Below are 11613 nucleotides of genomic sequence, written 5' to 3'. Positions count from 1 at the left end.
GTCAGGGTTTGAGGTGGAACCTCTCACCCGTCTGGGGTAACTCGTCTACCCTAGCACTTCCTCGGCTTAGCACCAACCCGGCCGTTTCGAACTACATCGCTGTAATTCGTTGTGCCTGTAGGCAATCCGAGAGTGTCAGGTGCGGCTGGCGGCGGGCCTTCGGCCCTCCGCTGCTCGCGGCGACTCGGAAGACATTACACGCTTTTCACCCTGGGCACAAACGCGGAGATGTGCCAGGGCGTTCGGTGCGGGAGAGGTGCCTCGAGAGCCCCTCCCCTGCACCGGACGTCGGGTCACCCGGCCCGACGTGCCGCGGCCTGGAACTTGCGGCCGCGCTTGAGGATTGCCACCTCGCCGTGGAGGAAGTCGTCCGCCGTCAGGGCGTACTCGGCGTCGTTCATCTTCACGTTGTTCAGCGAAACCCCGCCGTCACCGATGAGGCGCCGGGCCGCGTTTCGTGAGTCCGCGATGCCGACCGCGACCACGGCGTCCGTCAGGCTGGTGCCCTCGGCGACGTCGGCTCCCGGCAGTTCCTGCGCTGCGTCATGGAGCGTGGACGCGTCAAGCGCCGTCACGTCTCCCTTGCCGAAGAGAGCCTCACTCGCGGCCACGGCGCCGGCCGTCGCAGCCTCGCCGTGGACGAGCGTCGTGACGTCGGCGGCCAACGTCCGCTGCGCCTCACGGCGGAAGGGTGCCTCGGCGACGGCCTTCTCCAGCTCGGCGATCTCCTCCGGCGTCCTGTCGGTCATGAACTTGAGGAGTTTGATGACCTCGGAGTCCTCGACGTTGAGGAAGTACTGGTAGAAGGCGTAGGGGCTCGTCATCGTCGCGTCGAGCCAGATGGCGTTGCCTTCCGACTTGCCGTACTTCTGCCCGCTCGCGTCGGTCAGCAGCGGCGAAGTGAGCACGTGAACGCTCTTGCCCTCGACCGAACGGATGAGGTCGGCCCCGGCAGTGAGGTTGCCCCACTGGTCCGAACCACCGGTCTGCAAGGTGCAGCCGTACTCGCGGTACAGGTGGAGGTAGTCGAGCGCCTGAAGGATCTGGTAGCTGAACTCCGTGTAGCTGATGCCCTCCTCGGAGTTCAGGCGAGCCGCTACGGCGTCCTTCTTCATCATCGCGTTGACGCGGAAGTACTTGCCGACGTCGCGCAGGAAGTCGAGAGCCGAAATCTGTGAGGTCCAGTCGAGGTTGTTCACCACGCGCGCCGGGTTCTCACCCTCGAAGTCGAGGAAGGGGCGCACCTGCGAGCGGATCTTGTCGACCCACTCCGCCGTCTGGTCCTTCGTCTTGAGCACTCGCTCCGAACTCGGACGGGGGTCGCCGATGAGTCCCGTCGAGCCGCCGACGAGGGCGATCACCCGGTGGCCGGCCCTCTGCAGGCGACGTAGCTGGATGAGCTGAACGAGGTTGCCGAAGTGCAACGACGGGGCAGTCGGGTCGAAACCGCAATACACCGTGATAGGTCCGTTCGCGAGTGCTTCACGCAGCTCGGCTTCAGCGGTGGTCTGTGCCACCGCTCCGCGCCACTGCAGCTCGTCGAGGATGTTGGTCACGATGTGCCTTTCGTCGTCATGGCCGGTGTCTGGCTCCGGCGCCGTTCCAAGGGTGCCCCATCGGGTGCGCCCGCGTCACTTCGGTTGGTGCGGGTTCGTCGCGGCTCGTCGGCGCGCCACGGCGGGCCGGTAGGCGGAGACCGTCGGGTCGTCGGGCAGCCAGAAGCGCCACGGGTACAGCGTGCTGTCGCCGCCGGGGCCGCTCACCCCGACCCGTGGGCCGCTGCGGTATTCGAGCCGGGTACACCCGTCCGGCACGGTGAGTCGCACCTGCGCGTCCCTTCCGGTGACCGGCGTTCCGTTGAGGTCGAGATCCACGCCGAGCGCCTGCCCGAGGTTTCCCGGCCCCCGCGCCAGCAGCCGTGACGGAACGTCGCGCCGGTCTCCACCCCGGCGCCGCCGAGCGATCTCCTCCCCCTCGACGACCTCACCGGCGCGCACGAGCACTCCGCCGGATTCTCCGTCGGGGCCACAGACCAGGTTGAAGGCTCGATGGATGCCGTAACTGATGTAGACGTACACGGTGCCGGGAGGTCCGAAGAGCGCCGCGTTGCGCGGAGTGCGACCACGGAAGCCGTGCGACCCCGGGTCGCGCTCCCCCGCGTACGCCTCGACCTCGCTGATTCGCACACCGACGCCGTCGTGGTGCACGACCAGGCCGAGCAGCCGCGGAGCCACCACCTCGGGCGCTGCGGCGAAGAGATCTGGATCGACGGGGTGCACGCCGTCATTGTGCCAACGCTGCCGATGGGTTCCGCCGTCGCGGTCCCGCACCCCTCGGTTCCTGGGGATCGGTGACATTCGTCCCTGCCCTCGAGCCAGGCCCGCGCCGTAGCGTCACGACGGCCGCAACGGGACAACCGTCTACGGCAACCTGACGACGTCACCCTGGAGGACGCATGCTGCACGCCGACAACGCCGAGATCGTCAAGGCGACTGCCGGACCGGTCATCGAGAACATCACGCAGATCACCAAGGTCTTCTACCCCAAGATGTTCGAGCGCAACCCGGACCTGCTCAACGTGTTCAACCAGGCGAACCAGGCCATCGGCGAGCAGCCGATCGCGCTGGCGTCGAGCATCGTCGCGTATGCCCACCACCTGCTGGGCGACTCCGACATCGACTTCGACCACGTCCTGTCGCGCATCGCGAACAAGCACGTTGCCCTCGCCATCAAGCCCGGCGACTACACCATCGTCGGCCGCAACCTCATGGAGGCCATCGGCGAGGTGCTCGGCGACGCCGTCACGCCCGAGGTGGCACGCGCCTGGGAAGAGGTGTACTGGCTGTTCGCCATGGACCTCGTGAGCGCCGAGGCGAAGCTGTACCAGCAGATCGACCGCACACCGGACTCCCTCATGAAGGACCACCGCATCACGCGCATCGAGGACGCCGGCGGCAACGCCCGCACGTTCACTCTCGAGCCCGTCGACGGTTCGGCGATTCCCGACTACGTTCCGGGCCAGTACGTCTCCGTCATCGCTCAGCTCGAGGACGACTACCGTCAGCCCCGCCAGTACACGATCTCGAGCGCACCCGGGGACGCCGCCCTCCAGATCACGGTCAAGAAGGTGCTCGGCGCGAACGGCACCCCCGACGGTGCCGTCTCGGGATACCTCTTCGAGCGCTCCGAGGGCGACGTTCTGCCCGTGAGCGCACCGGTGGGCGACATCGAGGTGGCGAAGGACGACCACACGCGCCCGCTCGTCATGTTCTCCGCCGGCATCGGCATCACGCCGATGGCCTCGATCCTCGACGCCGCCGCTCAGGGCCGCACGAACGGTCGTGAACTCGTCCTCGTCCACGCCGACGTCGACGTAGACACCCACCCGCTGCGCGAGCAAGTCGCCCGCACCGCAGCCGACACCGGCGCCACCGCCATCACGTACTACGAGAAGGGCGGCGACGATGCGCGCGAAGGTCTCGTCGCCGTGAACGAGCTCGACCTGCCGGACAACGCCGAGTACTACCTCTGCGGCTCGGTGCCGTTCATGCAGCACGTGCGCTCGGGCCTGCTCGACCGCGGCGTGGACGCGGCCGACATCAGCTACGAGATCTTCGGGCCCGACCTGTGGCTCGGTGGCTCGACCTCCAGCCAGGCCTCCCCCGAAGAGCTCGTCGCCGAGGAGCAGCTACTGGCCTGATCGGCGTCAGCCGTCAGCACGCATGACGACAGCGGCACCCGTTCTCGGGTGCCGCTGTCGTCATGAGACGGGGAGAGTGCTCCGGTCAGTGCAGCTCGATGCGCGAGTCGGCGAACTCGCGCAGCTCGCCCGCTCGAGCGGCGGCAGCTTCGAGCTGCTCACCGACTCGCTCCGGGGCGGTGCCGCCCGTGGCGTTGCGCGACGCGAGCGATCCCGGAACGCTGAGGACCTCACGCACGCCCGGGGTGAGGTGCTCGCTGATGTAGGCCAGGTCGTCGTCCGAGAGATCCCACAGCTCGATGTCGCGCTTCTCGCACTCCTGGACGCACGCTCCGGCGACCTCGTGAGCCACACGGAAGGGCACGCCCTCGCGCACGAGCCATTCCGCGATGTCCGTGGCGAGCGAGAAGCCCTGCGGGGCCAGCGACTCGAGGCGCTCCGGGTGGAACGTCAGCGTCGCGGTCATCCCGGCAAAGGCAGGCAGGAGCAGTTCGAGGGTGTCGACGGCGTCGAAGACCGGCTCCTTGTCCTCCTGCAGGTCACGGTTGTAAGCGAGGGGAAGCGCCTTGAGGGTCGTGAGCAGGCCGGCCAGGTCACCGACGAGACGGCCCGCCTTGCCTCGGGCGAGCTCGGCGACGTCGGGGTTCTTCTTCTGCGGCATGATGCTGGAACCGGTCGAGAAGGCGTCGTCGAGGGTGACGAAGCTGAACTCCTTCGTCGCCCAGAGGACGACCTCCTCGGCGATGCGCGAGATGTCGACCGCGGCCATCGCGGAGACGAAGGCGAACTCGGCGACGAAGTCACGCGAGGCGGTGCCGTCGATGCTGTTCTGCGTCGGGCGGCTGAAGCCGAGGTCCTCGGCCACCCGAGCCGGGTCCAGGCCGAGAGACGAGCCCGCGAGCGCCCCCGAGCCGTACGGCGAGGCATCCGCGCGCTTGTCCCAGTCGACGAAGCGCTCGGCGTCGCGCAACAGGGCCCAGGCGTGGGCGAGAAGGTGGTGGCTGAGGAGCACCGGCTGGGCATGCTGCAGGTGAGTGCGGCCAGGCATCGCGACGCCCATGTGGGTTCGGGCCTGAGCCACGAGAGCGTCGACGACGTCGAGCAGCAGCCCCGAGACGACCCGCGCGTGATCACGCAGGTACATGCGGAACAGGGTGGCCACCTGGTCGTTGCGCGAGCGCCCGGCGCGCAGGCGACCGCCCACGTCAGCGCCGGCACGTTCGATGAGGCCGCGCTCGAGCGCGGTGTGAACGTCCTCGTCGTCCTGGGCCGGGACGAAGACGCCCGATTCCACGTCACCGCGTAGCTTGTCGAGGGCCGCAAGCATGGCCCCGAGGTCGTCGGCGGCGAGGAGGCCCGCGCGGTGCAGAACGCGGGCGTGTGCCCGGGATCCGGCGATGTCGTACGGCGCGAGGCGCCAGTCGAAGTGGGTGGACTTGCTCAGGGCCGCGAGTGCGTCGGAGGGGCCGCCGACGAAGCGTCCGCCCCAGAGGCTGAGGCGCGAATCGGCCTGGGTCATGACAAACCTTTCATCGAGGAGTGGCCCGGCTCGAACGGGTCACCGAAGTGCAGGGGTAGCAGGGAAATCTCAGGGTGCTCGCGTGGATTCTCACGCGTCGTCGGCGTGAAGGTCCTCGTCGGCTCCGGCGTCGTCGGTACGCCCGGCGAGGTCGAGGAAGCGCTGCGCCAGAGCTGACGACTCGGCGTCCGCCTGGGCGATGACCAGGATCGTGTCGTCGCCGGCGATGGTGCCGAGCACCTCCTCGAACTCCGCGTGGTCGATCGCCGAGGCGAGGAAGTTCGCAGCGCCCGGAGGCGTGCGCAGCACGACGAGGTTGCCCGAGGACTCGGCCGTGACGAGCAGTTCGCCGGAGAGCCGGCGAAGGCGGTGCACGGCTTCGGTACGAGCGGCGCCGGCACGCGGCGTTCGATCGCCGCCCTCGCCAGGCACGGCGTAGACGAGTGTTCGCCCCTGGCGCACCTTGACCGCGCCCAGCTCGACGAGGTCACGCGACAGCGTCGCCTGGGTGACGTCGACGCCGTCCTCGAGCAGACGTTCGGCGAGATCGGTCTGCGAGCGGATGGGCTCCCGGCCGAGGATCTCGCGGATGCGCTGATGTCGCGCGCCCTTCGTCGGCGCGATCACGAGCGCTCCAGAAGGAAGGCGAGCAGAGCCTTCTGCGCGTGCAGACGGTTCTCCGCTTCGTCCCAGACGACCGACTGCGGCCCGTCGATGACATCGGCGGCGATCTCGTACCCCCGGTATGCGGGCAGGCAGTGCATGACGATGGCATCGGCCTTGGCGTGGGCCATGAGGTCCGCGGTCACGGCGAACGACCGGAACGGGTTCGTCTCGCCCTGGCGTTCGGCCTTCTCGCCCTCCTGCCCCATCGACACCCAGGTGTCGGTGATGACGACGTCCGCATCGCTGACCGCGACCACGGCGTCGGTGGAGGCCGTGGCGCTCCCACCCGTTTGCACCGCGATGCGCTGAGCGTCCTCGAGGATCTGGGGGTTCGGCTGGTAGCTCTCCGGTCCGGCGACGACGATGTTCGCCCCCGCAGTGGCGAAGCCGAGCAGGTAGCTGTGCGCCATGTTGTTGGCTGCGTCGCCGACGTAGGCGACCTTGAGCCCGGCCACGCTTCCCTTGTGCTCCGTGACAGTGAGGAGGTCGGCGAGGATCTGGCACGGGTGGAAGTCGTCGGTGAGCGCGTTGACGACCGGAACTCCCGAGTGCTCGGCCATCTCTGCGAGCGACTTCTGGGCGAACGTCCGCCAGACGATGGCGCTCACCTGGCGGCCCAACACCTTGGCCACGTCGTGGATCGACTCCCGAGTGCCCACCTGGGCGAGGTTGCCGTCGACGATCATCGGGTGGCCGCCGAGTTCGGCGATGCCCACCGAAAAACTGAGCTGGGTGCGCAGCGTCGGCTTGTCGAAGATGACGGCGACGCCGCGGGGCCCCTCGAGCGGGCGGACACAGTGTCGATCGGCCTTGAGGCGTGCGGCAAGGTCGAGCACCTCACGCTGCTCGGCGGGCGACAGGTCGTCGTCGCGCAGGAAGTGGCGGGTCACGATGTCTCCTTCTCTCCTGCTCGGTCGAGCAGGGCCGGCAGGGCGTCCACGAACGTGTCGAGCTCGGCGTCAGAGATGACGAGCGGGGGCGCGAGGCGAACGGCGTTCGGCGTCGGCGCGTTGACGACGAAGCCGGCCTCGCGCGCGGCGACGACGAGCTGCGGCGCCACGGCGTCCCGCAGGAGGACGGCGCGCAGCAGGCCACGGCCGCGTGATCCGGTGACGCGGGCGTCGCCGAGGGCGTCGATGCGAGCGGCGAGGTGCTCTCCCCGTCGTACGACGTGGGTGAGAAGCCCGTCCCCGGCGATCGTGTCGAGCACCGCGAGCGCAGCAGCGCAGGCCAGTGGGTTACCGCCGAACGTCGTGCCGTGCTGGCCCGCCGTGAGGAGGCCGGAGACTTCCGGCCCGAACGTGATGAGCCCGCCGACAGGAACGCCGCCACCGAGGCCCTTGGCCACCGTCACCGCGTCGGGCACGAGCCCCGGCGCGAGCGTCTGGAAACCGAACCACTCGCCGGTGCGCGCGATGCCCGTCTGGACCTCGTCGAGGATGAGCAGCGCACCGGCGTCACGCGTGATGCGGCGCGCCGCCTCGAGGTAGCCCTCACTCGGCACGACGACGCCGGCCTCACCCTGGATCGGCTCGACGAGGACAGCACCCACGGACTCGTCGACAGCGTCACGCAACGCCTCGACGTCGTCGTACGGCACTCGCCGGACGCCGGGCACGAGCGGCTCGAACGGAGCGCGGTAGGCCTCCTTCGACGTGAGCGAGATGGCCCCCATCGTGCGCCCGTGGAAGCCACCCTCGAGAACGACGACGTCGGGGCGACCGGTGCGCCGGGCGAGCTTGAACGCGGCCTCGTTCGCCTCACTGCCGGTGTTGCAGAGGAATACGCGTGATCCCTCCGGCGCTCCGGCGATCTCGAGCAACCGCTCACCGAGGGCCACCTGACCGGGCGTCGTGAACAGGTTCGAGGTGTGGATGAGGCGTGCAGCCTGCTCCTGTACCGCGGCGACGAGCACCGGGTGGCCGTGACCGAGAGAGTTGACGGCGATGCCACCGAGCAGATCGAGGTAACGCCGGCCGTCGGCGTCCGTGACGTAGCAGCCGTCACCCTCGGTGAGGACGAGGCCGGGCTCGCCGAAGACACCCATCATCGCCGTGCCGTACCGCTCGAGGTACGTCTGGCTCTCGTGCTGGGTACTCACCAGCGTCCTCCTGACGTGATCATCGTGCCGATGCCTTCGTCGGTGAAGATCTCGAGAAGGATCGAGTGCGGGCGGGTGCCGTTGACGACGTGTGTGTGCGGCACCCCTCCGCGCACCGCGCGAATGCAGGCCTCGAGCTTGGGCACCATGCCGGTCTCGACGGTCGCGAGCATCGCTTCGGCGTCCTCGGCGGGCAGGGTCGACAGCAGCGACTCCGGGTCGGGCCAGTTGGCGTAGACGCCCTCGACGTCGGTGAGCACGACGAGCTTGTGGGCACCGAGTGCCACGGCCAGCGCGCTCGCTGCCGTGTCGGCGTTGACGTTCAGGACCTGACCTTCGTTGTCGAGGTCGGGAGCCACCGACGAGATGACGGGGATGCGCCCCGAGTGCGTCAGGTCGCGCACGATCTGCGGATCGACCATCTCGACATCGCCGACGAGACCGATGTCGACAGCCTCCCCGTCAACGTACGCCGGCCGACGGCGGGCGCCGAACAGGCGGGCGTCCTCCCCCGACAGCCCGAAGGCCATCGGGCCGTGCTGGTTGATGAGGCCGACGAGTTCACGCGAGACCTGGCCAGTGAGCACCATGCGCACGACCTCCATCGTCTCGGGGGTCGTGACGCGCAGCCCACCGCGGAACTCGCTCTTGAGGCCCATGCGCTCCAGCATTGAGGCGATCTGAGGTCCGCCCCCGTGAACGACCACGGGGCGCAGCCCCGCGTAGCGCAGGAAGGCGATGTCCTCGGCGAAGGCCCTCTTCAGTGCCGGGTCGGTCATCGCGTTGCCGCCGTACTTCACGACGACGAGCGCGTCCTGGTAGCGCTCGAGCCACGGCAGCGCCTCGACGAGGGTGCCCGCCTTGAGTGCCGCAGAAGCGATCGAGCTCAGGTCACGGCGCTCGCCGGCCAGCCCGTGGTCGTGCTCGGAGGTGCTCATGTGCTGTAGGCCGAGTTCTCGTGAACGTAGTCGTGCGTGAGGTCGTTGGTGAAGATCGTGACGGAATGCTCGCCCGCCTTGAGGAAGACCTCGACCTTCACTTCACGGTTCGACAGGTCGACGCCGGATCGGTCGTCGCCGACACCGCCGTCGCGACAGACCATGACACCGTTGATCGCAACGTCGAGCGTGCGAGCGTCGAACGCCGCCTTGGTCGTGCCGACGGCCGCGAGGACGCGCCCCCAGTTGGGGTCTCCCCCGAACACCGCGCACTTGAAGAGGTTGTTCCGGGCGATCGCGCGTGCAACTTCAAGTCCATCGTTAATGTTTGCAGCTCCGTAGACGACGATCTCGATGTCGTGGGCAGCGCCCTCGGCGTCGGTGATGAGCTGCAGCGCAAGATCCTGGCAGACCTCCGTCAGGGTGCTCGTGAACTCCCCCATCTCGGGCGCGACGCCGGAGGCGCCGGACGCCATGAGGAGCACGGTGTCGTTCGTCGACTGACACCCGTCGGAGTCGATGCGGTCGAAGGTGAGGCGCGTAGCCGTGCGCAGGGCCTCGTCAGCCTGCTCCGGCGTGAGGACGGCATCTGTCGTCACGACGACCAGCATCGTGGCCAGTGAAGGTGCGAGCATGCCCGCTCCCTTCGCCATGCCACCGACGACGTACCCCGAGCCGATGCCTTCGCACTCCTTGGCCACGGTGTCGGTCGTCATGATGGCCTCGGCCGCGTCGGCGCCACCGTCGGCGCTCACGGCGCCGGACACCTGCGTCACACCATTCTCGATGCGGTCCATCGGCAGGAGTTCACCGATGAGCCCCGTGGAGCACACCACGACATCGCCCGCACTCACGCCGGCGGCCTCGGCCACGAGTTCGGCCGTGCGGTGAGTGTCGAGGAAGCCCTGGGCGCCCGTGCAGGCATTCGCACCACCCGAGTTGAGGACCACAGCATCGACGCGGCCGTCGGTGACGACCTGGCGTGACCACGTCACGGGGGCCGCCTCAACCCGGTTGCTCGTGAACACCGCGGCACCGACGTGCTCGGGGCCGTCGTTGACCACGAGCGCGAGATCGGGCTTTCCGCTGGGCTTGAGGCCGGCCGTGACACCGGCGGCCCGGAAGCCTGATGCGGCAGTGACGCTCATTCCTTCTCCTTGATGATGTGGCCGGCACGCTTCCACAGCGCGCGGGCGCGGTCGGACTCGAAGGTGGGAACCATGATCCAGTCGGTGTCGAACGTGGAAACGGTGAAAACCGTGAGCTCGGCCTCACCGAGCGGCGTCACGATCGCCGACAGGAGACCGGTGAGGGCGAAGTCGAGCGGACCGTCGACCTCGAAGACGTTGAACGGCCCCTGCTGGCGCACCACCGCGTCACGCGGGATGGCGGACGACAGACACAGCACCGAGGTCTCAGATGCGGTGGCGCTCACCGAGACGAGCGGGGCGTCCGTGAGGGCCCAGTCTGGCACCACCTCGTGCGGCCCGAGGCGCACGTACGACAGTTCCTCGGGGTGGGCGATGAGGGTGAACTGCGCTCCGAAGGCGACCATCAGGGAGCCACCCCCACCGCGGGCAGGCCCGCGGCTTCGTCGAAGCCCAACGCGAGGTTCATCGACTGCACGGCAGCTCCTGCCGTGCCCTTCGTGAGGTTGTCGACGGCGGAGACGACGACGACGCGGCCGGAGCTTGCATCGAGGGCGAACTGAACCGCGACGGCGTTGGACGCAACGACCATCCCCGTCGAGGGCCACGAGCCGTCCGGAAGCAGGTGGACGAACGTCTCGCCGCCGTAGGCCGCCTCAAAGGCCGCGCGAATCGCCGCGGCGTCCACGCCGTCACGCACGCGCGCGGTACACGTGGCCAGGATGCCGCGCGGCATCGGCGCGAGCGTGGGGGTGAACGACAGGGACACGTCGTCCGCTCCCTGCGTGGCGCGGCGGAGGTTCTGCACGATCTCAGGGGTGTGACGGTGGCCGCCGCCGACACCGTACGGGCTCATCGATCCCATGACCTCGGATCCGAGCAGGTGCGGCTTGAGGCCCTTGCCGGCCCCCGAGGTTCCGGAGGAGGCCACGACGACGACGTCATCGTGCTCCACGAGGTCGTGGGCAAACAGGGGCGCGAGGGCGAGCGAGACCGCGGTCGGATAGCAGCCCGGGACGGCAATGCGGCGCTCCCCGGCCAGGTTGTCCCGCTGCTTGGCTGCGGTCCCGAGGGTCAGTTCGGGCATACCGTAGGCCCACGAACCTGCGTACGGGGTGTCGTAGAACGCAGTCCAGTCGTTCTCGTTCTCGAGGCGGAAGTCGGCACCGCAGTCGACGACGAGCACGTCCTCGGCGAGCGCGGCGGCCAAGGCAGCGCTCTGACCGTGGGGAAGTGCGAGGAACACGACGTCGTGTCCTGCGAGGACCTCCGGCGTCGTCTCCTCAAGAACGACATCGGCCAGCGGCATGAGGTGCGGGTGGTGCTCACCCAGTCGCGAACCCGCGGAGCCCCCGGCCGTCAACGCTCCGATCTCGACGTTGGGGTGAGCGAGCAGCAAGCGGAGGAGCTCTCCTCCGGCGTATCCGCTCGCACCGGCGACTGCGACCTGAACCATGTCGTTCAGGCTACACGAATACGCATACTCATGCACAAGAGAGAAAAGTCATGCACCCCCGTGGGCGGGCCACAGGGGTTCATGT

At 68.7% G+C, this 11613-nt stretch carries 11 protein-coding genes; 1 reads left to right on the top strand and 10 read right to left on the bottom strand.

Annotated elements, in window-relative coordinates; all coding sequences use genetic code 11:
• Positions 1 to 293: 293 nt before the first annotated feature.
• Both tyrS and EVU97_RS10025 read right to left on the bottom strand, forming a co-directional pair.
• On the bottom strand, positions 294 to 1556 hold the full coding sequence (gene tyrS / locus EVU97_RS10030; RefSeq protein WP_129665464.1) for a tyrosine--tRNA ligase: 1263 nt from the start codon (positions 1554 to 1556) through the stop codon (positions 294 to 296).
• A 75-nt stretch (positions 1557 to 1631) separates the two neighbouring features.
• Positions 1632 to 2279, bottom strand: coding sequence for a DNA-3-methyladenine glycosylase (locus EVU97_RS10025; protein ID WP_240730195.1), 648 nt, complete (start codon positions 2277 to 2279; stop codon positions 1632 to 1634).
• Positions 2280 to 2455: 176 nt separating this feature from the next.
• On the opposite strand from EVU97_RS10025, the gene EVU97_RS10020 reads away from it, so the two are divergent.
• Positions 2456 to 3700, top strand: coding sequence for a globin domain-containing protein (locus tag EVU97_RS10020; RefSeq protein ID WP_129665460.1), 1245 nt, complete (start codon positions 2456 to 2458; stop codon positions 3698 to 3700).
• 85 nt (positions 3701 to 3785) lie between these two features.
• On the opposite strand, the gene argH is transcribed toward EVU97_RS10020, so the two are convergent.
• The 8 genes from argH to argC form a co-directional block, all read right to left on the bottom strand.
• Positions 3786 to 5219: an argininosuccinate lyase gene (gene argH, locus EVU97_RS10015; RefSeq protein WP_129665458.1), complete on the bottom strand. Its 1434-nt coding sequence runs from the start codon at positions 5217 to 5219 to the stop codon at positions 3786 to 3788.
• A gap of 90 nt (positions 5220 to 5309) precedes the next feature.
• A complete protein-coding gene (locus EVU97_RS10010; RefSeq protein WP_129665456.1) occupies positions 5310 to 5846 on the bottom strand; it encodes an arginine repressor in 537 nt (178 codons plus the stop codon).
• Positions 5843 to 6775: an ornithine carbamoyltransferase gene (argF, locus tag EVU97_RS10005; RefSeq protein WP_129665454.1), complete on the bottom strand. Its 933-nt coding sequence runs from the start codon at positions 6773 to 6775 to the stop codon at positions 5843 to 5845. Before argF ends, EVU97_RS10010 begins: the two co-directional genes overlap by 4 nt.
• Positions 6772 to 7986: an acetylornithine transaminase gene (locus EVU97_RS10000; RefSeq protein ID WP_255417464.1), complete on the bottom strand. Its 1215-nt coding sequence runs from the start codon at positions 7984 to 7986 to the stop codon at positions 6772 to 6774. Before EVU97_RS10000 ends, argF begins: the two co-directional genes overlap by 4 nt.
• Complete coding sequence (gene argB, locus EVU97_RS09995; protein WP_047312131.1) at positions 7983 to 8924, bottom strand: acetylglutamate kinase; 942 nt, start codon at positions 8922 to 8924, stop codon at positions 7983 to 7985. The genes EVU97_RS10000 and argB overlap by 4 nt, the downstream gene beginning before the upstream one ends.
• Complete coding sequence (argJ, locus tag EVU97_RS09990) at positions 8921 to 10072, bottom strand: bifunctional glutamate N-acetyltransferase/amino-acid acetyltransferase ArgJ (RefSeq protein WP_129665452.1); 1152 nt, start codon at positions 10070 to 10072, stop codon at positions 8921 to 8923. Before argJ ends, argB begins: the two co-directional genes overlap by 4 nt.
• Positions 10069 to 10479, bottom strand: a complete 411-nt coding sequence (locus EVU97_RS09985) for an ACT domain-containing protein (protein WP_118912585.1) — start codon at positions 10477 to 10479, stop codon at positions 10069 to 10071. Before EVU97_RS09985 ends, argJ begins: the two co-directional genes overlap by 4 nt.
• Complete coding sequence (gene argC, locus EVU97_RS09980; protein WP_129665450.1) at positions 10479 to 11528, bottom strand: N-acetyl-gamma-glutamyl-phosphate reductase; 1050 nt, start codon at positions 11526 to 11528, stop codon at positions 10479 to 10481. Before argC ends, EVU97_RS09985 begins: the two co-directional genes overlap by 1 nt.
• Positions 11529 to 11613 lie beyond the last annotated feature (85 nt).

Source organism: Dermacoccus sp. 147Ba, assembly GCF_004151355.1.
GTDB lineage: Bacteria > Actinomycetota > Actinomycetes > Actinomycetales > Dermatophilaceae > Dermacoccus > Dermacoccus abyssi.
The sequence above is the reverse complement of the archived record's forward strand: the minus strand, read 5'-3'. Positions and strand labels throughout refer to the sequence as shown.

Excerpts from the sequence above, each read along its gene's own strand:
- argC (WP_129665450.1), bottom strand. The coding sequence starts at position 11,528 with ATGGTTCAGGTCGCAGTCGCCGGTGCGAGCGGATACGCCGGAGGAGAG.
- argB (WP_047312131.1), bottom strand. The coding sequence starts at position 8,924 with ATGAGCACCTCCGAGCACGACCACGGGCTGGCCGGCGAGCGCCGTGAC.
- argJ (WP_129665452.1), bottom strand. The coding sequence starts at position 10,072 with ATGAGCGTCACTGCCGCATCAGGCTTCCGGGCCGCCGGTGTCACGGCC.
- EVU97_RS10020 (WP_129665460.1), top strand. The coding sequence starts at position 2,456 with ATGCTGCACGCCGACAACGCCGAGATCGTCAAGGCGACTGCCGGACCG.
- argH (WP_129665458.1), bottom strand. The coding sequence starts at position 5,219 with ATGACCCAGGCCGATTCGCGCCTCAGCCTCTGGGGCGGACGCTTCGTC.
- EVU97_RS09985 (WP_118912585.1), bottom strand. The coding sequence starts at position 10,479 with ATGGTCGCCTTCGGAGCGCAGTTCACCCTCATCGCCCACCCCGAGGAA.